This window comes from Pluralibacter sp., assembly GCF_019237635.1.
In the GTDB taxonomy this organism is placed as follows: Bacteria; Pseudomonadota; Gammaproteobacteria; order Enterobacterales; family Enterobacteriaceae; genus Enterobacter_B.
In genome coordinates this window covers 1-22268 of sequence record NZ_JAFAGS010000121.1, presented here as the reverse complement: position 1 = coordinate 22268, position 22268 = coordinate 1, and the positions used below count along the sequence as shown (strand labels likewise).

At 57.2% G+C, this 22268-nt stretch carries 21 protein-coding genes, 1 other RNA gene and 1 other annotated feature; of the genes, 10 read left to right on the top strand and 12 right to left on the bottom strand.

Annotated features, from left to right (window positions below; translation table 11 throughout):
- Window positions 1-174: 174 nt before the first annotated feature.
- Window positions 175-1299 carry an AI-2E family transporter YdiK gene (gene ydiK, locus JO226_RS14055; RefSeq protein WP_293600060.1) on the top strand — a complete coding sequence of 375 codons (1125 nt, stop codon included), beginning with the start codon at window positions 175-177 and terminating at the stop codon, window positions 1297-1299.
- A 131-nt stretch (window positions 1300-1430) separates the two neighbouring features.
- An RNA gene (gene rprA / locus JO226_RS14050) (antisense sRNA RprA) lies at window positions 1431-1538 on the top strand.
- Between the two features lie 86 nt (window positions 1539-1624).
- On the opposite strand, the gene ppsA is transcribed toward rprA, so the two are convergent.
- Window positions 1625-4003: a phosphoenolpyruvate synthase gene (gene ppsA, locus JO226_RS14045; RefSeq protein ID WP_293600059.1), complete on the bottom strand. Its 2379-nt coding sequence runs from the start codon at window positions 4001-4003 to the stop codon at window positions 1625-1627.
- 340 nt (window positions 4004-4343) lie between these two features.
- On the opposite strand from ppsA, the gene JO226_RS14040 reads away from it, so the two are divergent.
- The 8 genes from JO226_RS14040 (at window position 4344) to JO226_RS14005 (ending at window position 12411) form a co-directional block, all read left to right on the top strand.
- On the top strand, window positions 4344-5177 hold the full coding sequence (locus JO226_RS14040; protein ID WP_293600058.1) for a pyruvate, water dikinase regulatory protein: 834 nt from the start codon (window positions 4344-4346) through the stop codon (window positions 5175-5177).
- 154 nt (window positions 5178-5331) lie between these two features.
- A complete protein-coding gene (gene aroH, locus JO226_RS14035; protein WP_293600057.1) occupies window positions 5332-6378 on the top strand; it encodes a 3-deoxy-7-phosphoheptulonate synthase AroH in 1047 nt (348 codons plus the stop codon).
- A 150-nt stretch (window positions 6379-6528) separates the two neighbouring features.
- Entirely contained in the window at window positions 6529-6714 is a 186-nt protein-coding gene (hemP, locus tag JO226_RS14030) for a hemin uptake protein HemP (RefSeq protein ID WP_293600056.1), read from the top strand.
- Window positions 6715-6795: 81 nt separating this feature from the next.
- Complete coding sequence (locus tag JO226_RS14025; RefSeq protein ID WP_293600055.1) at window positions 6796-8772, top strand: TonB-dependent hemoglobin/transferrin/lactoferrin family receptor; 1977 nt, start codon at window positions 6796-6798, stop codon at window positions 8770-8772.
- A 46-nt stretch (window positions 8773-8818) separates the two neighbouring features.
- On the top strand, window positions 8819-9847 hold the full coding sequence (locus tag JO226_RS14020; protein WP_293600054.1) for a ChuX/HutX family heme-like substrate-binding protein: 1029 nt from the start codon (window positions 8819-8821) through the stop codon (window positions 9845-9847).
- A complete protein-coding gene (locus JO226_RS14015; protein ID WP_293600053.1) occupies window positions 9844-10662 on the top strand; it encodes a hemin ABC transporter substrate-binding protein in 819 nt (272 codons plus the stop codon). Before JO226_RS14020 ends, JO226_RS14015 begins: the two co-directional genes overlap by 4 nt.
- The gene (locus tag JO226_RS14010; protein ID WP_293600052.1) at window positions 10662-11651 is read left to right on the top strand and encodes an iron ABC transporter permease; all 990 of its coding nucleotides are present in this window, start codon (window positions 10662-10664) and stop codon (window positions 11649-11651) included. Before JO226_RS14015 ends, JO226_RS14010 begins: the two co-directional genes overlap by 1 nt.
- The gene (locus tag JO226_RS14005) at window positions 11644-12411 is read left to right on the top strand and encodes a heme ABC transporter ATP-binding protein (RefSeq protein WP_293600051.1); all 768 of its coding nucleotides are present in this window, start codon (window positions 11644-11646) and stop codon (window positions 12409-12411) included. The genes JO226_RS14010 and JO226_RS14005 overlap by 8 nt, the downstream gene beginning before the upstream one ends.
- Here JO226_RS14005 and selO read toward each other — a convergent pair.
- The 11 genes from selO to rplT form a co-directional block, all read right to left on the bottom strand.
- The gene (selO, locus tag JO226_RS14000; RefSeq protein WP_293600050.1) at window positions 12408-13850 is read right to left on the bottom strand and encodes a protein adenylyltransferase SelO; all 1443 of its coding nucleotides are present in this window, start codon (window positions 13848-13850) and stop codon (window positions 12408-12410) included. The genes JO226_RS14005 and selO overlap by 4 nt on opposite strands.
- Window positions 13851-13901: 51 nt before the next feature.
- Window positions 13902-14624 (bottom strand): EAL domain-containing protein, encoded by a 723-nt coding sequence (locus tag JO226_RS13995; RefSeq protein ID WP_293600049.1) that lies wholly within the window; start codon window positions 14622-14624, stop codon window positions 13902-13904.
- Between the two features lie 278 nt (window positions 14625-14902).
- On the bottom strand, window positions 14903-15370 hold the full coding sequence (locus tag JO226_RS13990) for an NlpC/P60 family protein (RefSeq protein ID WP_293600048.1): 468 nt from the start codon (window positions 15368-15370) through the stop codon (window positions 14903-14905).
- A 78-nt stretch (window positions 15371-15448) separates the two neighbouring features.
- Window positions 15449-16198, bottom strand: coding sequence for a vitamin B12 ABC transporter ATP-binding protein BtuD (gene btuD / locus JO226_RS13985; protein ID WP_293600047.1), 750 nt, complete (start codon window positions 16196-16198; stop codon window positions 15449-15451).
- The gene (locus tag JO226_RS13980; RefSeq protein WP_293600046.1) at window positions 16198-16749 is read right to left on the bottom strand and encodes a glutathione peroxidase; all 552 of its coding nucleotides are present in this window, start codon (window positions 16747-16749) and stop codon (window positions 16198-16200) included. Before JO226_RS13980 ends, btuD begins: the two co-directional genes overlap by 1 nt.
- A 29-nt stretch (window positions 16750-16778) precedes the next feature.
- The gene (gene btuC, locus JO226_RS13975) at window positions 16779-17759 is read right to left on the bottom strand and encodes a vitamin B12 ABC transporter permease BtuC (RefSeq protein WP_293600045.1); all 981 of its coding nucleotides are present in this window, start codon (window positions 17757-17759) and stop codon (window positions 16779-16781) included.
- Window positions 17760-17861: 102 nt separating this feature from the next.
- Window positions 17862-18161: an integration host factor subunit alpha gene (ihfA, locus tag JO226_RS13970; RefSeq protein WP_006820203.1), complete on the bottom strand. Its 300-nt coding sequence runs from the start codon at window positions 18159-18161 to the stop codon at window positions 17862-17864.
- A gap of 4 nt (window positions 18162-18165) precedes the next feature.
- Complete coding sequence (gene pheT, locus JO226_RS13965; RefSeq protein ID WP_293600044.1) at window positions 18166-20553, bottom strand: phenylalanine--tRNA ligase subunit beta; 2388 nt, start codon at window positions 20551-20553, stop codon at window positions 18166-18168.
- A 15-nt stretch (window positions 20554-20568) separates the two neighbouring features.
- Window positions 20569-21552 carry a phenylalanine--tRNA ligase subunit alpha gene (gene pheS / locus JO226_RS13960; RefSeq protein ID WP_293600043.1) on the bottom strand — a complete coding sequence of 328 codons (984 nt, stop codon included), beginning with the start codon at window positions 21550-21552 and terminating at the stop codon, window positions 20569-20571.
- Between the two features lie 40 nt (window positions 21553-21592).
- Window positions 21593-21716 (bottom strand) — a sequence feature (Phe leader region).
- Window positions 21667-21711: a pheST operon leader peptide PheM gene (pheM, locus tag JO226_RS13955; protein WP_001386830.1), complete on the bottom strand. Its 45-nt coding sequence runs from the start codon at window positions 21709-21711 to the stop codon at window positions 21667-21669. (Overlaps the previous feature by 45 nt.)
- Window positions 21717-21832: 116 nt before the next feature.
- Complete coding sequence (rplT, locus tag JO226_RS13950) at window positions 21833-22189, bottom strand: 50S ribosomal protein L20 (RefSeq protein WP_000124850.1); 357 nt, start codon at window positions 22187-22189, stop codon at window positions 21833-21835.
- Window positions 22190-22268 lie beyond the last annotated feature (79 nt).

Sequence of the window (22268 nt, the reverse complement as noted above, 5' to 3'; positions counted from 1 at the left end):
TTATGAAGAATGTTATCGTTTGCGTACTGCCTTCATGTTTGTATCACATTTTGTTCTTATGCGCTTACTGGATTTCTGTGCAGAATTTAGGAGGTGAACTTATTGATATTCTTATTAGAGATGGATGTATGATCCATATCGGTAATCTGATGTTTTAACAAAGGTAAAAAACGTATGACCACTTTTCATCGGCCCCGCGATATACCGCAAATACTGCTGTCGGTGCTCTTTTTAGGCCTCATCATCGTGGCCTGCTTGTGGATAGTTCAACCTTTCATTTTGGGATTTGCCTGGGCGAGCACCATTGTTATCGCCACCTGGCCGGTGTTAATCCGCCTGCAGCGGCTGCTGTTCGGTAAACGCGCGCTGGCCGTGCTGGTCATGACCCTGCTGCTGTTTTTGCTGTTCGTGATTCCGATTGCGCTGCTCATTAATAGCCTCGTTGACGGCAGCGTGCCGCTGGTGCATGCCATCACCTCCGGCGAACTCACTCCCCCGGACCTGCAGTGGCTGAACAGCGTTCCGCTGATTGGCGCTAAACTCTACGGCGCCTGGCACGGCCTGCTGGATATGGGTGGCGCAGCCATCATGATGAAGGTGAAACCCTATATCGGCACCACCACCAGCTGGTTTGTCGGCCAGGCCGCGCATATCGGCCGCTTTATGCTGCACTGCGGCCTGATGCTGCTGTTCAGCGCCCTGCTGTACTGGCAGGGGGAAAAGGTGGCCTGGGGCGTACGTTACTTCGCAACGCGACTGGCCGCCAAACGCGGCGACGCAGCGGTATTGCTCGCCGGACAGGCGATTCGCGCCGTTGCATTGGGCGTGGTCGTGACTGCGCTGGTGCAGGCGGTGCTGGGCGGTATCGGTCTTGCTATCTCCGGTGTCCCCTACGCTACGCTTCTGACCGTGGTGATGATCTTCTCCTGTCTGGTGCAATTAGGCCCGCTCATCGTTCTGGTACCGTCCATTATCTGGCTGTACTGGACCGGGGATACCACCTGGGGCACCGTACTGCTGGTGTGGAGCTGTGTCGTGGGCACAATGGATAACTTTATCCGTCCTATGCTCATCCGAATGGGCGCCGACCTGCCGATGATCCTGATAATCTCCGGCGTTATCGGCGGGCTTATCGCCTTTGGCATGATTGGCCTGTTTATCGGCCCGGTACTGCTGGCGGTCACCTGGCGTTTGTTTGATACCTGGATGCGCGAAGTGCCTCCGCCGTCGGACAACCCCGACGAAGTCCTGGAAGAGCTGGAAACCCTCGAATCAGACCATAACCCTCCGTCGAAATAACCTGACTGTGGCCCGGAATTTTCCGGGCCACACAGCATCACGCCGTGTGTATCTCGCAAATTTCTTGATTCTTTTTAATGATTAAGAGCAATCCGATCGACGCAAAAAACCTCTCTGCATAGTATTAGAGGACGGTTATAAATCAACGTCTTGATTTATATACATGGACATCCCCTGAGTGAAACAACGAATTGCTGTGTGTAGTCTTTGCCCATCTCCCACGATGGGCTTTTTTTTGTCTTAACGATGATGAAAAAAAACGGATACCGTCTTTGAAGGCAAAAAAAATCCCCGAACAGGTCGGGGATTTTTCCTTATGCGGGGGTTACTTTTTCAGTTCCGCCAGGCTCAACCAGGTCTGCACCACGGTGTCCGGATTCAGGGACAGGCTGTCGATCCCTTCTTCCATCAGCCATGCGGCGAAGTCTTCGTGGTCAGACGGGCCCTGGCCGCAAATCCCGACGTATTTGCCCTGCTTTTTCGCCGCGCGAATCGACATCGACAGCAGCGCTTTCACCGCGTCGTTACGCTCATCAAACAGCGCCGACACTACGCCGGAGTCGCGGTCCAGACCCAGCGTCAGCTGGGTCATGTCGTTAGAGCCGATAGAGAAGCCGTCGAAGTGTTCGAGGAACTGCTCAGCAAGCAGCGCGTTCGATGGGATTTCGCACATCATGATGACCTTAAGACCGTTTTCACCGCGCTTAAGCCCCTGACGCGCCAGCTCGTCGATAACCGCTTTCGCCTGGTCAACGGTACGTACGAACGGGATCATGACTTCTACGTTGGTCAGCCCCATCTCGTTACGCACCCGTTTCACCGCTTCACACTCCAGCGCGAAGCAGTCGCGGAAGCTGTCCGACACGTAACGTCCCGCTCCACGGAAGCCGAGCATCGGGTTTTCTTCGTCCGGCTCGTAGCGCTCGCCGCCCACCAGGTTGGCGTACTCGTTGGATTTAAAGTCGGACAGACGCACGATAACGCGTTTCGGATAAAACGCCGCGCCCAGCGTCGCAATCCCTTCGGTCAGACGGCCGACGTAAAACTCTTTCGGCGAGTCATAGCCCTTCATCATCTCGCGGATTTCGTTTTGCAGCGCGGCGTCCTGGTCGTCAAACTCCAGCAGCGCACGCGGGTGCACGCCAATCATTCGGTTGATGATAAATTCCAGACGCGCCAGGCCGACGCCTTCGTTCGGCAGGCAGGCGAAATCAAATGCGCGATCCGGGTTACCGACGTTCATCATTATCTTCAGCGGCAGATCCGGCATGGTTTCCACGCTGGAGCTCTTAATGCTGAAGTCGAGCATATCGGCATAAACATAGCCGGTATCGCCTTCGGCGCAGGAGACAGTCACTTTCTCGCCGTCTTTCATGCGCTCGGTAGCATCACCGCAACCCACTACCGCGGGGATCCCCAGCTCACGGGCGATGATCGCCGCATGGCAGGTACGTCCGCCACGGTTGGTGACGATCGCGGCGGCCTTTTTCATGATCGGTTCCCAGTCCGGGTCGGTCATGTCGGTCACGAGAACATCACCCGGCTCAATGCGGTTCATCTCGCTGATATTGTGAATGACCTTCACCGGGCCTGCGCCAATGCGGTGACCGATGGCACGGCCTTCCGCGATGATTTTCCCCTGAGCATGCAGGGTGTAACGCTCCATCACCTGGCCGCGAGAGCGGACGGTTTCCGGGCGAGCCTGTACGATAAACAGCTTGCCGGTGTGACCGTCTTTCGCCCACTCGATGTCCATCGGGCGGCCATAATGCTGTTCAATCAGCACCGCCTGCTTCGCCAGCTCCTGGATTTCGTCGTTGGTCAGCGAGAAAATATCGCGCTTTTCCTGCGGCACATCTTCAATTTTGACCTGCTTGCCGTGCTCCTGAGTCGGCGCGTAAACCATGCGGATTTTCTTCGATCCCATGGTACGACGGACGATCGCCGGGCGACCTGCGGCAAGCGTCGGCTTGTGCACATAGAACTCGTCCGGGTTAACGGCCCCTTGCACGACCATTTCACCCAGGCCCCACGCGGCGGTGATAAACACCACCTGGTCAAATCCGGATTCGGTATCGATAGAGAACATCACGCCGGAGGAAGCGAGGTCTGAGCGCACCATACGCTGAACGCCCGCCGACAGCGCCACGCCGCGGTGGTCGTAGCCCTGGTGAACGCGGTAGGAAATCGCGCGGTCGTTAAACAGCGACGCGAACACGTGCTTCACTGCCACCAGCACGGCATCATACCCCTGCACGTTGAGGAAGGTTTCCTGCTGACCGGCAAAAGAGGCGTCCGGCATATCTTCTGCGGTGGCCGAGGAACGCACGGCAAAAGAGGCGTCTTTGTCGTCTGCGGACAGCTGGTCATACGCCTGATGAATGGCGTTTTCCAGTTCCGGCTGGAAAGGCGTGTCGATAATCCACTGACGAATCTGCGCCCCGGCTTTTGCCAGTGCGGAAACGTCATCAATGTCGGTTTCATCCAGCAATTGATAAATACGCTGGTTTACCCCACTTTGGTCCAGAAACTGATTGAAGGCATCAGCCGTTGTGGCAAACCCGTTAGGCACAGAAACACCCACACCCGACAGGTTAGTAATCATTTCACCCAGGGAGGCATTTTTGCCCCCAACTCTGTCTACATCATTCATGCCGAGTTGGTTGTACCAAAGCACCAGCGGAGACGAGCCATTGTTGGACATCGAAACAATCCTTTTATCAATTAAGAACAGGGACCAGACAGATTCTGGCTGCGTTATTTATCCTCGCATAATTGACTCGCTGAAAAAAACGGTGAATCGTTCAAGCAAATTATTTTTTACTTTTTTCGGACTGATCCCCTCCAGGCTTTAACCCCATGATTCATCAGCATTCCCACTTGACAGAGTGGTTTATAGACAACATTTTGAAAAATGAACCGACCTTTTCATTAAAAATAAAAATAGCGTTTCAATTTAAAAAACCAAGACAAAGGATTAGAGGATATGTTTAAATTTAATATATGCTTTCAGATAATTAAGCCAATTATACCGGATGGTCAAAATGGAAAATGTTGTTGATCGCCATGTTTTTTATATTTCCGATGGGACGGCGATTACCGCCGAAGTGCTGGGTCATGCGGTGATGTCGCAGTTTCCGGTGTCTATCAACAGCGTAACGCTGCCGTTTGTCGAGTCCGAGAGCCGGGCGCGGGCGGTAAAAGACCAGATTGACGGCATTTTCCAGCAAACCGGGATCCGCCCGCTGGTGTTCTACTCCATCGTGCTGCCGGAGATCCGCACCATCATTCTGCAAAGCGAAGGGTTTTGTCAGGATATCGTGCAGGCGCTGGTCGCGCCGCTCCAGCAGGAGCTCAAGCTGGACCCAACCCCCATTGCTCATCGCACCCACGGCCTGACGCCGGGCAACCTTACCAAATACGATGCGCGCATCGCGGCCATTGATTACACCCTCGCCCACGACGACGGCATTTCGCTGCGCAATCTCGATCAGGCGCAGGTCATTCTGCTGGGCGTGTCGCGTTGTGGAAAAACACCGACCAGCCTCTACCTGGCGATGCAGTTTGGCATCCGCGCGGCAAACTATCCGTTTATCGCCGATGATATGGATAACCTCGTGCTCCCTGCCGCCCTGAAACCGCTACAACATAAGCTGTTTGGCCTGACGATAAACCCGGAGCGGCTGGCCGCTATTCGCGAAGAGCGTCGGGAAAACAGCCGCTACGCGTCAATGCGCCAGTGCCGGATGGAAGTCACCGAGGTGGAGGCGTTGTATCGTAAAAACCAGATCCCATGGCTTAACAGCACCAACTATTCGGTAGAGGAGATAGCCACCAAAATCCTCGACATTATGGGACTCAGTCGCCGCATGTACTAACAGGCTAGTACATTGATGCGAAATTAGGTATGATCGCGAACGTGATCTACCGCACATCACGTTCTGCCCTTGAATTCACCAGGGATTGGTTTATCGTGATGCGCATCACTTCCCGGTTTTGTACTGCGGAAGCAACCCTATTCTGAGAGTCCTGATGAACAAAACTGATGAACTGCGCACCGCGCGGATCGACAACCTGGTCACACCGGCGGAGCTGGCCCTGCGTTACCCGGTGACCCCTGACGTGGCGGCCCACGTCACGGCATCCCGCCGCCGTATTGAAAAAATCCTTAACGGCGAAGACCGGCGCCTGCTGGTGATTATCGGCCCCTGCTCCATCCACGACCTGGATGCGGCGATGGATTACGCCCATCGCCTGCAGGCTATGCGGGAGAAATACCAATCCCGGCTGGAAATCGTCATGCGCACCTATTTTGAAAAACCGCGTACCGTCGTGGGCTGGAAAGGACTCATTTCCGACCCGGACCTTAACGGCAGCTATCGCGTTAATCACGGTATTGAGGTGGCGCGCAAGCTGCTGCTACAGGTTAACGAGCTGGGCGTACCGACCGCCACCGAGTTTCTCGATATGGTGACCGGTCAGTTTATCGCTGATTTGATCAGTTGGGGCGCCATTGGCGCGCGCACCACTGAAAGCCAGATCCACCGCGAAATGGCTTCCGCGCTCTCCTGTCCGGTTGGCTTTAAGAACGGCACCGACGGCAATACCCGCATCGCGGTAGATGCCATTCGCGCCTCCCGCGCCAGCCATATGTTCCTGTCGCCGGACAAAAATGGCCAGATGACCATTTATCAGACCAGCGGCAACCCGTACGGGCACATCATCATGCGTGGGGGAAAAAAGCCGAACTACCACGCAGCGGATATTGCCACCGCCTGCGACACGCTGCATGAGTTCGACCTGCCGGAACAGTTGGTGGTCGACTTCAGCCACGGCAACTGCCAGAAGCAACATCGCCGCCAGCTTGAGGTTTGCGACGATATTTGTCAGCAGATCCGCAATGGATCCACGGCGATTGCCGGGATCATGGCTGAAAGCTTCCTGCGCGAAGGCACGCAGAAAATCGTTCCCGGGCAGTCGCTACTGTATGGCCAGTCCATCACCGACCCCTGCCTGAGCTGGGAAGACAGCGAAGCGCTGCTGGACAGACTTGCCGCCGCCGTCGATACCCGCTTCTGATCCCGCTTTTCCGGGCAACCCACGGTTGCCCGGTTCCCCTTTCCGCACATTTTTGATCCAGACGCAGTTTTTTTGGAAAATGACTTGCCGTGTCTTTTGTTTTATTGATAATGATTATCATTGTTACATTGATTGCTATTTTAAAACATTATGATACGTCTGGATAACAACACGCTTACCGATAAAAACACCGACGCGTCCAGCGCGCCGCCCCACGAACGCTGCGTCAGCAGCAGAGCGCTGCTGGGGCCGCAAGGCCGTGTACTGATTGAGCACGACGGCCAGTTCTACCTGCTGCGCCAGACAAACGCCGGAAAACTGATCCTGACGAAGTAAGCTAAAAACACACACCACGATCGCCAGCCACCCAGGTTATGCCGAGGCCGCCAGCACTTTTCACTGTCTATGGAGAGTTGCATGCTACACCCGCATTCTGCGTCGCTGCGCCCGTCACTTCTGGCGCTGGCTATCTTCGGCGCAATATCGACACCCGCCGCCGCCGCTGAGCAAATGACCGTCACCGCGACAGGCAACGAACGCAGCGCGTTTGAAGCCCCGATGATGGTGACCGTGATCGATGCCGATACCCCGGAAGGCCAGACCGCCAGCTCCGCAGCCGACATGCTGCGTCAGGTACCGGGGCTCATCGTTACCGGCACCGGCCGCGCCAACGGACAGGACGTCAACCTGCGCGGTTACGATCGTCGTGGCGTACTGACGCTGGTCGACGGTATTCGCCAGGGTACCGATACCGGCCACCTCAACAGTACTTTTCTCGATCCGGCGCTGATTAAACGTATTGAGGTGGTACGCGGCCCGTCCGCCCTGCTCTATGGCAGCGGCGCGCTGGGCGGGGTAATTTCCTATGAGACCGTCGACGCCAGCGACCTGCTTACCCGCGACCAGAACAGCGGCTACCGTGTTTTCGGCACTGGCGGAACCGGCGATCATAGTCTCGGCATGGGCGCCAGCACCTTTGGCCGCACAGACACTCTGGATGGACTGGTCAGTTGGGCCAGCCGCGATCGCGGCGATCTACGCCAGAGCGACGGCATGACAGCGCCAAACGATGAAAGCATCAGTAACTTCCTTGCCAAAGGAAGCTGGCGGTTTGACCCGGCGCAGACCCTGAGCGGTTCTTTGCGCTATTACAACAACGCCGCCCAGGAGCCGAAAAACCCGCAAACGCCAGCCGCGTCAGACAGCAGTAACCCGATGGTTGACCGTTCTACCATCCAGCGCGACGCGCAACTGACGTACAGGATTGCGCCGCAGGACAGCGACTGGCTAAACGCTCGCGCCAACGTCTACTGGTCCGAAGTACGAATTAACGCCCAGAACCCCGATAGCACCGGTGAGTTTCGCAAGCAAACCACCAAAGGCGGTAAGCTGGAAAACCGTACCCGTCTGTTCACCGACAGCATGGCAGCACACCTGCTGACCTGGGGCGGTGAATATTACCGCCAGGAGCAAAGCCCGGACGGGGTAACCACTGGCTTCCCGGACGCGCGCATCAACTTCAGTTCAGGCTGGCTGCAGGATGCGATAACGCTGCGCGACCTGCCGGTGACCCTGCTTGGCGGGACCCGCTATGATAACTATCACGGCAGCAGCGACGGGTATCAAGACGTCGATGCCGATCGCTGGTCCTCGCGCGCCGGGATGACCATCAGCCCGACCGACTGGCTAATGCTGTTTGGTTCTTACGCGCAGGCGTTCCGTGCCCCGACCATGGGGGAAATGTATAACGACGCCAGACACTTCTCGATTGGACGCTTCTACACCAACTATTGGGTACCTAACCCGAACCTGCGCCCGGAAACCAACGAAACCCAGGAGTACGGGTTCGGGCTTCGTTTTGACGACCTGATGCTGTCCAATGATGCGCTGGAGTTCAAAGCCAGCTACTTCGACACCAACGCCAAAGACTACATCACCACCTCGGTTGATTTTGCCGCCAGAACGACCACCTCCATCAACGTACCTGACGCAAAAATCTGGGGCTGGGACGTGATAGCAAAATACAGCGCGGAGATTTTCAGCCTCGACGTCGCTTACAACCGCACCCGCGGTAAAGACACCAATACCGGCGACTGGCTGACCAGCATAAACCCGGATACCGTCACCTCGCGTCTGGATATTCCGGTTGCGCACAGCGGTTTCTCCGTAGGCTGGGTCGGCACCTTTGCCGACAATACCAAAAGCATCAGCGCCACGCCGCAGGCTGGTTATGGGGTGAATGATTTCTATATCAGCTACAGAGGCCAGCAATCTCTCAGCGGGTTGACGACCTCGCTGGTGCTCGGCAACGCTTTTGACAAAGAGTACTGGTCGCCGCAGGGCATCCCACAGGATGGCCGCAACGGTAAAATTTTCGTGAGTTATCAGTGGTAATCACCCGGTCCCGCGTTGCCGGGGCCATTTCTGAAAGGACATGACAATGACCATCTACACCCGCTGGCTGGCGCTTAAAGACCAGCACCCCGGCCTTTACACCCGCGACATCGCTGCCATGATGCATATCAGCGAAGCCGAATTAACCTGGTCCCGCACAGGCCACGACGCCTGGCGTATGCAGGGCGACATCCGCGATATACTGGCCGCCCTGGAGGCGGTGGGCGACGTCAAATGCATCTGCCGCAATGAATATGCGGTGCATGAACAGGTCGGCCGCTTTACCCACCAGCACCTGAGCGGCCATGCAGGGCTGGTGCTTAACCCGCGCGCGCTCGATTTGCGCCTGTTCCTCAACCACTGGGACAGTGCGTTTCACATCAGCGAAACCCGCGCCCGCGGCGAGCAACAGAGCATTCAGTTTTTCGACTATCAGGGCGATGCGCTGCTGAAGGTTTACCCTACCGACAGCACCGATATGGCCGCCTGGGGCGATGTACTGACGCGATTCATTCACGCTGATAATCCACCGCTGGCGCTGCGCCCTGCCCAGGCAACAAGGGAGGCTACGCCCGTTGACGGCGCTGAGGTTGACAGCCAATGGCGTGAAATGACCGACGTGCACCAGTTCTTTATCCTGCTCAAGCGCCATAACCTGAGCCGCCAGCAGGTATTCCGTCTGGTGGGCGACGATTTGGCCTGTCAGGTCGACAATCGCGCGCTGGCGCAACTGCTGGGCGCCGCCCGCCAGGACGGCAACGAAATTATGATCTTCGTCGGCAACCGCGGCTGCGTGCAAATTTTCACCGGCGTGGTGGAAAAGGTGGCGCCTATGAAAGGCTGGCTGAATATCTTCAATCCGTCCTTTACCCTGCATCTGCGCGAAGACACCATTGCCGAAAGTTGGGTAACACGTAAGCCCACCGCCGATGGCCACGTGACCAGCCTGGAGCTGTTTGCCGCAGACGGCACGCAGATTGCCCAGCTGTATGGTCAGCGTAGCGAAGGCGAGCCGGAGCAAACACAGTGGCGGACGCAGATTGACGCGCTGACCGGTAAAGGACGGGCGGCATGAGAGGCGCCGCCGCACTGATTGCCGCCCTGCCGCTGCTGGGCTGCGCCGCACAGCAAAAGGTCGTCTCGCTGGGCGGCGATGTGACTGAGGTCATCTATGCGCTGGATGCGCAATCTACGCTCGTCGCCCGCGACAGCACCAGCCTGTGGCCCACACAGGCGCAAGCGTTACCGGACGTCGGCTACCTGCGCCAGTTGAATGCGGAGGGTATCCTCGCTACTCGCCCGACGCTGGTGCTGGCAAGCATCCAGGCGCAGCCATCACTGGCGCTTAAGCAGGTCGCGCAAAATGGCGTCACGGTCGTGACCGTTCCCGGCAGAAATGATATCGCCGTCATCGACGAAAAAATCCGCGTTATCGCCACCGCGTTAGGCAAAGAAAAAGAAGGTGATGCGCTACGCCAGCAGGTCGGGCAGCAGATGACATCGCTCCCCGTTTCGCCGCTCAACAAACGGGTGTTGTTTATTCTCAGCCACGGCGGGATGAGCGCAATGGCTGCCGGGCAGCAGACGGCGGCGGATACCGCTATCCGCGCCGCCGGGCTGCGAAACGCGATGCAGGGGTTTAACCGCTACCAACCGCTGTCGCAGGAGGGCGTTATCGCCAGCCAGCCCGACCTGGTGGTGATTTCCCGTGAAGGCGTTGCCAGTATGGGCGGCGAAACCGCGCTATGGAAATTGCCTGGGCTGGCGCAAACTCCGGCCGGACGCCATCAGCAGGTGCTGCTGGTTGATGATATGGCGCTGTTAGGGTTTAGCATCCGCACACCGGACGCCCTGAAGCAACTGCGGAAAAAAGCGGAGCAACTGCCCTGATGCCTGCCACTGTCCTGCGTTCCCTGTGGTCGCTACTGGCGCTACTGCTACTGTTAACGCTCGCCGCGACCACCTTCGGCGCGATGAAGCTGCCGCTTGAGGCATTGTGGCAGGAAGACGGGATGTTGCGCCAGATCTGGCTCACTATCCGGCTGCCGCGGGTGCTGCTGGCGCTCATCGTCGGCGGTGCGTTGGCGCTGGCGGGTTGCGTGATGCAGGGACTGTTTCGCAACCCGCTCGCCGACCCGGGCCTGCTTGGGATCAGCAGCGGCGCCGCGCTGTTCGTCGGGCTATGGGTGGTGTTGCCCTTCTCACTGCCGCTGGTGGTCATGCTCTACGCGCCGATACTGGCGGCGTTTATCGGCAGCCTCGCCGTGACGCTGATCATCTTTGTTCTCAGCCGACAACACGACAGCTCGCTCTCTCGTCTGCTGCTGGTCGGCATTGCCATCAACGCCCTGTGCGGCGCAGCGCTCGGCGTGCTCTCCTGGTTGAGTAACGATGCTCAGTTGCGTCAGCTTTCGCTCTGGGGAATGGGCAGCCTGAGTCAAGCGCAGTGGCCGACGCTGCTGGTTTGCGCGTCGCTGATGTTACCCGCCGTCACCCTCATCTGGCGGCTGGCAAGACCGCTGAATTTGCTGCAATTGGGCGATGAGGAGGCACACTATCTCGGCGTCAACGTGCGCCAGATCCAGCGCCGTCTGCTACTGTGCAGCGCATTGCTGGTGGCGGCCGCCGTCGCAGTCAGCGGCGTCATTGGTTTTATCGGGCTGGTGGTGCCGCATCTGCTGCGAATGTGGCTTGGCGCCGACCATCGCGCGACGATCCCGGGGTCCGTCCTGGTGGGCGCCATTCTGCTGCTGGTCGCCGACACCGTCGCCCGCACGCTGGTGGCGCCGGCTGAAATGCCGGTGGGATTGCTGACCAGCCTGCTCGGCGCGCCATGGTTTTTATGGCTGATTTTTCGCAAAGGAGCACTGCATGGGTAATCCACTGCTGGCGTCGGGGGTGAGCTACTCCCCGGTGTTACGCGATATCACGCTGTCGCTCTTCCCCGGAGAGCTGGTGGCGCTCATTGGCCCTAACGGCGCGGGGAAATCGACCCTGCTGCGGCTACTGACCGGCTACCTGACGCCGGACAGCGGTCAGTGTACGCTCAACGACATTGTCCTCGACGCCTGGGCGCCTCAAACGCTGTCGCGCCAGCGGGCGGTAATGCGTCAGCAGAGCCAACTGGGATTCGACTGGCCCGTCGAGGCGGTGATCGCCATGGGACGCGCGCCGTGGCCGCCGTCAGACGACCGCGACGCGGTTGAGCGCATTATGACGCTGACCGGCTGTAGCGCACTGCGCGGGCGCAAATTCAATGCCCTTTCCGGCGGCGAGCAGCAGCGCGTACAGCTGGCCAGAGCGCTGGCGCAGCTGTGGCACAACGGGAAACCCCGGGGCTGGCTGTTTCTCGACGAGCCGACCTCAGCGCTGGATCTGTATCACCAGCAGCACCTGCTGCGGTTGCTCAAGCAGTTGACGGCGGACGGCGAACTGCACGTTTGCGCCGTCCTGCACGATCTCAATCTTGCCGCTCTGTGGGCCGATCGGCTCATTTTACTCCACCAGGGGACGCTGGTTGCCGAAGGCCGTGCGCCGGAAGTGCTGAAGGCCGACATACTGCACCGTTACTATGGCGCCGATGTGCGCATCGGCGCGCACCCGCAAAGCCAGACGCCGCAGGTTTTTCTGTCCCCTTAGCTTGAACAGCTCACCTCCAGCCGCTTGCCCCACTCCGGCGGGCGGCTGGCATAGTCGTCGCTTCGATCATCAAACGGCGTGCGCAGCGCCTCATGCAGGCGCGACAGTTCCTGATAGTCACCGTGCTCGGCCTGCTCGATAGCCCGCTGCGCCAGCCAGTTGCGCAGAACGATAGCCGGGTTCTCCTGCTTCATCGCGCGCTGGCGGTCGTCATCGGCGACGGACTCCTGCTGCAGGCGGCGTCGGTAGTCGCTAAACCAGCGATCGAACGCGTCACGGTCGATAAACTCGTCACGCAGCGGCGACGCTGCGCTCTGCTGCTCGGTTGCGCTCAGCATGCGGAACGTGCGGGTATAATCGCTGCCTTCACGCTCCATCAGCGCGAAGAGGCCGTTCAGCAGATCGTTATCGCCTTTTTCCTGAGTAAACAGACCGAGCTTACGGCGCATCCGGTTGCCATACTCCTCCAGGAGCGCCAGCTCATACCCCTCCAGCGCCTGATTCAGGGCGTCTACGGCAATAAACGGCGACAGCGTCTGCGCCAGTCGCTGTAGATTCCACAGCGCCACTGCGGGCTGATTTTCAAAGCTATAACGCCCCTGAGGGTCCGAATGGTTGCAGATAAACGACGGCTGGAAATCATCAAGAAAACCAAACGGGCCGTAGTCGAGCGTTAATCCAAGCACCGACATGTTGTCGGTATTCATCACACCGTGGGCAAACCCCAGCGTCTGCCAACGGGCGATCATCACCGCCGTTTTTGTGACAACGTCACGAAACCATAACGCATATTTATCCGCTGAGTCGACGAGATGCGGCCAGTGGTGGCGAATCACATAGTCCGCCAGTTGCTGGACTTTCTCCGGCTGGCGACGGTAATAAAAGTGTTCAAAATGGCCAAAGCGGACGTGGCTTTCAGCGATACGCATCAGCATCGCACCCTGCTCGACCGTTTCACGGTAGACAGGCGTATCGCTGGTCACCACCGACAGCGCTCGCGTTGTCGCCACACCGAGATAATGCATCGCCTCGGAGGCCAGGCTCTCGCGCAGCGTCGAGCGCAGCACCGCACGCCCGTCGCCCATTCGCGAATACGGCGTCAGCCCCGCCCCTTTGAGATGCCAGTCATATCGGCGGCCATCGGCAAGCTGCTGCTCGCCAAGCAAAATACCCCTGCCGTCGCCGAGTTGTCCGGCCCAGACGCCGAACTGATGGCCGCTGTAAACCTGAGCCAGCGGCAACATACCGGGCAGCAGCGTTTCACCGCCCCAGACGCCAGCACCGTTTTCGGGCGCAAAGAGCGCATCAGGGATCCCCAGCGTTTGCGCCAGCGGCGCGTTGTGCCAGATAAGACGTGCATTCGCCAGCGGCGCAGGCGCCAGCTCGCTGAAAAAACCCGGCAGCTCATCGCGCCAGTGATGGGTAAAAGACAGGGTCATGTTTCCTCCTGTCTCTAGTGTAGCGTGAACCGTCGCGGCTAAATACGGGTGTTATGCAGGGTTACTCTGCACCAGGCTCGTCAGCAACGCCACATCCACCGCCGTCCACAGCGCGCCGAATAGCCCGGTAAACCCCCACGGCTGCAGGCGCTTGAGTATTTCCGTATCGTCCACCCCGGCGGCCATGATAGCGGAGCAGTATGGCGAAGCCTGCGCCACAATGGCGCGCATAAAAGGACCAAAAGACGCGGCGTGCGCCTGCCGTTGAATAAAGTTTTTATCCAGAATAACCCGGGTGAATAAACCCGAAAATACGGCCCGGGTCGACGCATCACCTGCGCCAAAATTCGCCAACACCAGCGGGAAAGATTTAGCCAATAGTGCTAACGGGTGATTTTCATCGACGAAATCCAACGCCGGAAAATTCTCATTAACGGTTAATTCCAGAAAGGGGAATCGTTGCGCGAGGCTTGCTAATTCGTTTTGCACTAAAAGCGCGCTCGCAATGACCGGGCTAATATTAATCCACGCCAGTAACTGTTGTTGAATAAAAAAAATCTGACAGGTTTCAAGCAACGCGAGTTTTTCGCGGAACAATGAAATCTCATCCTCTTCACTGAGACGCGGTAACACAAGTCCCGTTGGCGTACGAATCCCGTCGTCTACGCCCATAAAGTTAGTTATTATTTCCAGCCCAACGAGTTTACCGTTGCCGTTTCTGGCAGGAAGGAAGAGTAACTCTGAGCGATACATGTTATCTAACGAAACAATCATTACGCCCACCCCAGTTTAAGGGTCTTACCCGGTAACCTGCGCGTCGCTTCCGAGGAATTCAACCTCTTTGATTTTAAAAAGATTAATCTCATTAGTCCCTGGTTATTTCAAGAGTTCCCTTGTTAAAGTTATCTTAAGATTGTAATCCATTATCCCGCAATCGTACAATCCACGATTTCAGGTGGTCGATAAATTAGGCATCGATAATTATTCCACCAGAAAATTATTTATATTTATATCCTGCCGCGAAGGGCGCAGCGCCCTTCGCACATTTTGCGTTATATTCGCCGGGCCTGCCAAAAATTTTTCCGCCAGTAGACATTATCCAGCGATGAACGCGTTACGCCCTGACTGGTCGACGCGTGAATAAACTGGTTATCGGTATCATAGATACCAACATGCAAACCACTTTCCCCTGAACCGGTTTTAAAGAAAACCAGATCGCCCGGGAGTAAATCATCCGGATCAATTTTCGTACCGATTTTCGCCTGCTGGCGCGTTTCTCGCGGCAGTTGAATAGCAAATTTATCACGTAGCGTCATCATGACAAATGCCGAGCAGTCCACGCCGCGACGGCTGGCGCCGCCATAGCGATAGGGCGTTCCGCGCCAGGTTTGCAGTTGATCGTTAAGACCCGCGATGACGGTGATGGAATCAGAAAGCCGTGCATTAGGCGCAGGCGCACGGTGACTGCTGCTGCACCCTGCTAAAATTAATGCCACCAACAAAATAAAAAAGAGACGCATATCCGGCGAATCCTCTGTGTTTTTTTTATAGCAATAATTTAGCCCTGTTATTTATCAAGTTGCAAGTGAGCATTTGTGCTACCGGGTCGATATGAGTACCTGATAGCCCTCCACATTCATTTTTTTGAACGGTAGTCGATAGATTTGCTGCAGATTATCGGTGGTCATTATCTGCTGCGTTTCCCCGCTGGCGATCAGTTTTCCCTTGCACAATAACCAGACACGTTGCGCAAAACGCAGCGTGTGGTTCAGGTCGTGGCTGCTCATCACGATAGTTATCCCGGCATCGCGCAGTTCGCCTAACACGCCATCAAGCGCCGCCTGCTGCGCCACGTCGAGGCTGCTCATCGGTTCATCCAGCACCAGCAGTTGGCCATGGGGATTGCCCTGCGGGTGGATCTGCAACACCACCGCCGCCAGCCGTACCCGCTGCCATTCCCCACCCGAGAGCTGGTTCACGGAGCGGGCAAGCTTATCTTCAAGGCTAAACGACGCCGCGACAGACTGCATCAGAGCATGCTGCGACGTGTCATACTGATGCAGCGAAAGGTAGTGCCAGACCGGCATAGCAAAAGGCGGCGTCTGGTGCTGGGACAAAAAAGCGCGATGCTGCGCCAGCACAGGCGCGGCCCAGTCATCCAGATTTTTGCCGTCAAAAATAACTCGCCCTTTTCCCCCGCTAAGCCCCGCAATGCGGCTTAGCAGGGTACTTTTCCCGGCACCGTTCGGCCCCACAAGATGCAGGATTTCCCCCTTTCTCGCCCCGGCGGTAAACGGCGCCAGACGCCCGGCCTCTTCCACGGCCTCAAGCTGCAGCAGCATCGTCATTATTTCGCAACGGCCTGCTTAATTGCCTCGACCACCAGCGGATCGTCCGGGGTCATATCCGGCGAGAAGCGCTGAATCACCGCGCCATCACGGCCTAGCAGAAATTTTTCAAAGTTCCACAGGATGTCGCCCGACTGCTGCGGCCCGCGTCCTTTGCTGACCATCCGCTCCATAAAGCCGCTCCCCTGCGGCGCGAGCGCAACCGGCGCGGCGCTCACCAGCTTGCCATACAGAGGGTGGCGGTGTTCGCCGTTCACGTCGATTTTACTGAACATCGGGAACGTCACGCCGTAGGTGGTGCTACAGAAGGTTTTAATCTCATCATCACTGCCCGGCTCCTGGCCCAGGAACTGATTGCAGGGGAAGCCTAATACCGTAAACCCCTGCGCCGCCCACGCCTCCTGCAAGTTCTCCAGTTGCGCATACTGCGGCGTCAACCCGCACTGGGATGCCACATTCACCATCAGCAGTACCTGGCCTTTATAGGCCGCCAGCGAGGTTTTCTCGCCATCGATGGTCGTTACGTCAGTATTCAGAATATCGTGTTGCATAGCCGTCTCCAGGTGTGTTCTGCCGGGTCTCAGCGCCCGGCCTTTAATAATAGCCAGATAAAAACGGGGGCGCCCAGCGTGGCCGTCACAACGCCGATCGGCAACTCGGCGGAGGCCAGCGCCAGCCGGGCAATAATATCCGCACACAATAGCGCACAACCGCCCGCAAGCGCGCAAGCCGGGAGCAGCACGCGGTGATCGGTGAGTCCGCAAAGTCGGAGGATGTGCGGGATCACCAGCCCGATAAAGCCTATCGCCCCTGCCAGCGCGACGCTGACGCCAACCAGCCAGCCGGTTGCCATGACCAACAGTCGGCGCCAGAGCCACAGCGGCAGACCCAGCTGGCGAGCGGATATTTCCCCCAACGCCAGAACGTTGAGCGCAGAGGACTGCAAGCACACCCACGCCAGCACAGGCACGAGTGCGACCATCAGCCAGAGCTGCTGCCAGTCAACGCCGCCGAAGCCCCCCATCATCCAGTACATCAGTTGGCGCAAGTCGAATGAGGTGGAAAAATAGACCGCCCAGGTCATGGCGGCGCTGCAGATAATCCCCAGCGCGACCCCTGCGAGCAGCAGGCGGCTGGTAGAGAGATGGCGGCGGGCGAAGCGCAGCAGGATGACGGTGATAAGCAGCGCGCCCGCAATAGCGCAGACCCCTAACGCCCACCCCGGCAGCAGGCCGTGCCCCAGCAACACCGCGGCGATAAGCCCCACGCCAGCGCCGTTTGAAACGCCAAGCAGGCCTGGTTCAGCGAGTGGGTTCTCAAACAACGCCTGCATAATGGCGCCGGAGACCGCCAGCGCCGCGCCCACCAGCAGCACGGCAAGTGTACGGGGTAAACGGATACGCCAGATAAACAGCTCGCCCTGCGGGCTAAACCACGCGTCTGGCGCTATCCAGCGCTCCCCGGCGCAGAGGCTCACCAGTGTTGCCAGCGCCAGAAGGAGCAGCAGGATGAAGATCCAGCGACGATGGCGCTGCTGTTGTCGTTGGGCCAGAGTGTGCATAACGTCCCTGAAGCGGTTAAGAGAAGTCTCTGATTTTATTGCGCCCGGCATACGCTGAAAAGAAAAAAGGCCGCGAAGCGGCCTTTTTAATTAGTTCAGAACTTACTCTGCTTTGGGCGAAGCGTTTTCGACACGGCTTTTTAACTTCTGACCGGGTCTGAAGGTCACCACGCGCCGGGCTGTAATGGGAATATCTTCGCCCGTTTTCGGATTACGCCCGGGGCGTTGATTTTTATCGCGCAAATCGAAATTACCGAAACCGGACAGTTTAACCTGCTCACCGTTTTCCAGAGCACGACGGATCTCTTCGAAAAACAGCTCTACCAGTTCTTTGGCATCCCGCTTGCTAAGCCCAAGCTTATCAAACAGATATTCTGACATTTCAGCTTTTGTAAGCGCCATAGGTTCAATCCCTCAATGATGCCTGGAATCGCTCTTTCAATGCAGCTACACAGGTGTTGACGGTAGCGGCAATCTCCTCTTCTTCGAGTGTACGGCTGGTATCCTGAAGGATTAGGCTGATAGCGAGGCTCTTGTAACCCTCCGCTACGCCCTTACCACGGTACACGTCAAATAAGTTTACGCCAACTATCTGATTTACGCCAACTTTCTTACACTCTGCCAGAATATCTGCTGCAGGCACGTTTTCAGCCACGACGACCGCGATATCGCGACGGTTCGCCGGGAAGCGGGAAATCTCCTTCGCCTGAGGCACCACGCGGTCTGCAAGGGCGTTCCACTGCACTTCAAAGACCAGCGTGCGGCCGTTCAGATCCAGCTTACGTTCCAGCTCCGGATGGACAACCCCAATAAAACCAATGCGTTCACCTTTCAGATAAATCGCGGCGGACTGCCCCGGATGCAGCGCCGGATTGGCTTCGGCTTTAAACTGAACATCAGCCAGTTTGCCGGTCAGATCCAGTACAGATTCGAGATCGCCTTTTAAATCATAGAAATCAACCGTCTCTTTCGCCAGGTTCCAGTGCTCTTCGTCGCGGTTACCGCAAATAACACCGCCCAGCATCAGGTCCTGACGGATCCCCAGAGGCGCCTGAGTGTCAGGAACGAAGCGCAGGCCGGTTTCAAAGATACGCACGCGGCTCTGCTGACGATTCTGGTTGTAGACCACAGTCGCCAGCAGACCGGTCCACAGCGACAGACGCATCGCGGACATTTCGCTGGAAATCGGGCTTGGCAGGATCAGCGCTTCTTCACCTGGGTGGATAAGCTGCTGCACTTTCGGGTCGACAAAGCTGTACGTGATCACTTCCTGGTAGCCTTTGTCGTTCAGCATCGTTTTCACGCGCTTGAGCGACAGGTCGGCTTCACGGTGATTCCCCATGATAAGACCCGCCTGAACAGGCTCATCCGGAATATTGTTGTAGCCGTATACGCGGGCAACTTCTTCCACCAGATCTTCTTCGATTGAAATATCGAAACGCCAGCTCGGCGCAACGGCCTGCCACTCGTCTTTACCTTCAACAACATCACAGCCCAGACGGCGCAGAATATCGCAGACCTGGTCGTCGGCAATGTGATGGCCGATCAGGCGATCCAGCTTGCTGCGACGCAGGGTAATGGTAGCGCGTTTTGGCAGGGTTTCCTCGTGGGTCACGTCGATGACCGGACCGGCTTCACCGCCGCAGAGTTCAATCAGCAGACGGGTGGCGCGTTCCATCGCTTTGTACTGCAGCGCCGGATCGACACCACGCTCGTAGCGGTGAGAGGCATCGGTATGCAGGCCGTGACGGCGCGCGCGACCGGTAATCGACAGCGGGCTGAAGAAGGCGCATTCCAGCAGGACGTTTTGCGTCTCATCATTAACGCCTGAATGTTCGCCGCCGAAAATACCGCCCATCGCCAGCGCTTTTTTATGGTCGGCGATGACCAGGGTGTCGGCTTTCAGCTTCGCTTCGCTGCCGTCGAGCAGAACCAGCGTTTCGTCTTCTTTCGCCATACGTACGACGATGCCGCCGTCAATACGGTCAAGGTCGAACGCATGCATCGGCTGACCCAGCTCCAGCAGGACGTAGTTCGTCACGTCAACCACTGCATCGATTGAACGAATGCCACAGCGACGCAGCTTCTCTCTCATCCACAGCGGGGTTGGCGCTTTCACGTTGATCCCCTTCACCACGCGACCGAGGTAGCGCGGACATGCGTCGGCGGCTTCTACCTGAATCGGCAATGTGTCGCGGATGGTCGCCGCAACCGGCGCCATTTCCGGTTCGGTCAGCGGCTGCTGGTTCAGCACCGCGACGTCACGCGCGACGCCGATGATGCCCAGACAGTCGGCGCGGTTAGGCGTGACGCTTATCTCAATGGTGTTATCGTCAAGCTTCAGATAGTCGCGAATATCGGTACCGATCGGCGCATCCGCTGGCAGTTCGATGATGCCGCTATGATCGTCGGAAATACCGAGCTCGGAGAAGGAGCACAGCATGCCTTCAGACGGTTCGCCGCGCAGTTTCGCCGCTTTGATTTTGAAATCACCTGGCAGTACCGCGCCCACGGTCGCCACGGCCACTTTCAGGCCCTGACGGCAGTTTGGCGCGCCGCAGACGATGTCCAGCAGACGCTCGCCGCCGACATTGACTTTCGTCACGCGCAGCTTATCCGCATTCGGATGCTGACCGCACTCGACGACTTCGCCGACCACCACGCCATGAAACGCCCCGGCGACCGGTTCAACGTCGTCTACCTCAAGGCCTGCCATGGTGATTTGCCCGGACAGCGCTTCGCTGTCGATGGCAGGGTTAACCCATTCGCGTAACCACAGTTCACTGAATTTCATTATGTTGTCCTGCCCTTATTTAAACTGTTTGAGGAAACGCAGATCGTTTTCAAAGAATGCACGCAAATCGGTGACGCCGTAACGCAACATGGTCAGACGCTCCATCCCCATACCGAACGCGAAGCCGGAGTAAATTTCCGGGTCAATGCCCACGTTACGCAGCACGTTCGGGTGCACCATACCGCAGCCCAGCACTTCCAGCCATTTACCGTTTTTGCCCATCACGTCCACTTCTGCAGACGGTTCGGTGAACGGGAAGTAGGACGGGCGGAAGCGAATCTGCAGATCTTCTTCAAAGAAGTTGCGCAGGAAATCGTGCAGCGTGCCTTTCAGGTTGGTGAAGCTGATGTTGGTATCAACAATCAGGCCTTCCATCTGATGGAACATCGGCGTGTGGGTCTGGTCGTAGTCGTTACGGTACACGCGGCCCGGCGCGATGATACGGATTGGCGGCTGCTGATCTTTCATGGTGCGGATCTGCACGCCAGAGGTCTGGGTACGCAGCAGACGCGTCGCATCAAACCAGAAAGTGTCGTGGTCAGCACGCGCCGGGTGATGGCCCGGAATATTCAGCGCATCGAAGTTGTGGTAGTCGTCTTCGATTTCCGGCCCGGTCGCCACGGTAAAGCCGAGCTCACCGAAGAAACTTTCAATACGATCGATAGTACGGGTGACCGGGTGAAGGCCGCCAGTTTCGATACGACGCCCAGGCAGAGAAACATCAATGGTTTCTGCCGCCAGACGCGCATTCAGCGCCGCGCCTTCCAGCGCCGCTTTACGGGCGTTCAGCGCCTGCTGTACCTGCTCTTTGGCTTCGTTAATGACCGCGCCCGCTGCCGGACGCTCTTCCGCCGGCAGTTCGCGCAGCGTGGTCATCTGAAGGGTCAGATGCCCTTTCTTACCCAGGTATTCCACGCGGACGTTGTCCAGCGCGGCAACATCTGAAGCCTCGTTAATGGCAGCCGTTGCGCTGGCAACCAGCTCTGCGAGATGTGACATGGTTTTCCTCGTTATGTGGCGATTTTGGCAAACGCCGGATACAAAAAAAGCCTCCGCAGGGAGGCTTTCTGGCGCTGTTTTCCGTTTCGTCTTTCACGCGCTAGCCTCCTGGAGTCAGGTGCTAAAGTAAAAAAAGAAGCGGAAAATAGCAGCATTCATGCTTGCGTTACCTTCAGGGTAATGTTGTCGATACGGTTATTGAAAGCCGATCACGTAAAAATGTCAATGCATTGATGATGTTAAAGCAAAAGAGGGAGCAAAGCCCCCTCTCTCAACTGGCTTATGCCAGAGCTGCTTTCGCTTTTTCAACCAGAGCGGTGAACGCTACTTTGTCGAATACGGCGATGTCAGCCAGGATCTTACGGTCGATTTCAACAGAGGCTTTTTTCAGGCCATTGATGAATTTGCTGTAAGAAATACCGTTCTGACGTGCTGCTGCGTTGATACGCGCAATCCACAGTTGACGGAACTGACGCTTACGTTGACGACGGTCACGGTAAGCGTACTGACCAGCTTTGATAACAGCCTGGAAGGCAACGCGGTAAACGCGTGAACGCGCACCGTAGTAGCCTTTAGCTTGTTTCAAAATTTTCTTGTGACGTGCACGTGCAATTACACCACGTTTTACGCGAGCCATGTGTGCTCTCCTGTATCTATTCTAATTAAAAAAAGTTAAACGTTAACGACTTATGCGTACGGCAGGCACGCGATTACCA

Coding starts and splice junctions, on each gene's coding strand:
- ydiK (WP_293600060.1), top strand. CDS start 175: ATGACCACTTTTCATCGGCCCCGCGATATACCGCAAATACTGCTGTCG.
- ppsA (WP_293600059.1), bottom strand. CDS start 4,003: ATGTCCAACAATGGCTCGTCTCCGCTGGTGCTTTGGTACAACCAACTC.
- JO226_RS14040 (WP_293600058.1), top strand. CDS start 4,344: ATGGAAAATGTTGTTGATCGCCATGTTTTTTATATTTCCGATGGGACG.
- aroH (WP_293600057.1), top strand. CDS start 5,332: ATGAACAAAACTGATGAACTGCGCACCGCGCGGATCGACAACCTGGTC.
- hemP (WP_293600056.1), top strand. CDS start 6,529: ATGATACGTCTGGATAACAACACGCTTACCGATAAAAACACCGACGCG.
- JO226_RS14025 (WP_293600055.1), top strand. CDS start 6,796: ATGCTACACCCGCATTCTGCGTCGCTGCGCCCGTCACTTCTGGCGCTG.
- JO226_RS14020 (WP_293600054.1), top strand. CDS start 8,819: ATGACCATCTACACCCGCTGGCTGGCGCTTAAAGACCAGCACCCCGGC.
- JO226_RS14015 (WP_293600053.1), top strand. CDS start 9,844: ATGAGAGGCGCCGCCGCACTGATTGCCGCCCTGCCGCTGCTGGGCTGC.
- JO226_RS14010 (WP_293600052.1), top strand. CDS start 10,662: ATGCCTGCCACTGTCCTGCGTTCCCTGTGGTCGCTACTGGCGCTACTG.
- JO226_RS14005 (WP_293600051.1), top strand. CDS start 11,644: ATGGGTAATCCACTGCTGGCGTCGGGGGTGAGCTACTCCCCGGTGTTA.
- selO (WP_293600050.1), bottom strand. CDS start 13,850: ATGACCCTGTCTTTTACCCATCACTGGCGCGATGAGCTGCCGGGTTTT.
- JO226_RS13995 (WP_293600049.1), bottom strand. CDS start 14,624: ATGATTGTTTCGTTAGATAACATGTATCGCTCAGAGTTACTCTTCCTT.
- JO226_RS13990 (WP_293600048.1), bottom strand. CDS start 15,370: ATGCGTCTCTTTTTTATTTTGTTGGTGGCATTAATTTTAGCAGGGTGC.
- btuD (WP_293600047.1), bottom strand. CDS start 16,198: ATGACGATGCTGCTGCAGCTTGAGGCCGTGGAAGAGGCCGGGCGTCTG.
- JO226_RS13980 (WP_293600046.1), bottom strand. CDS start 16,749: ATGCAACACGATATTCTGAATACTGACGTAACGACCATCGATGGCGAG.
- btuC (WP_293600045.1), bottom strand. CDS start 17,759: ATGCACACTCTGGCCCAACGACAACAGCAGCGCCATCGTCGCTGGATC.
- ihfA (WP_006820203.1), bottom strand. CDS start 18,161: ATGGCGCTTACAAAAGCTGAAATGTCAGAATATCTGTTTGATAAGCTT.
- pheT (WP_293600044.1), bottom strand. CDS start 20,553: ATGAAATTCAGTGAACTGTGGTTACGCGAATGGGTTAACCCTGCCATC.
- pheS (WP_293600043.1), bottom strand. CDS start 21,552: ATGTCACATCTCGCAGAGCTGGTTGCCAGCGCAACGGCTGCCATTAAC.
- rplT (WP_000124850.1), bottom strand. CDS start 22,189: ATGGCTCGCGTAAAACGTGGTGTAATTGCACGTGCACGTCACAAGAAA.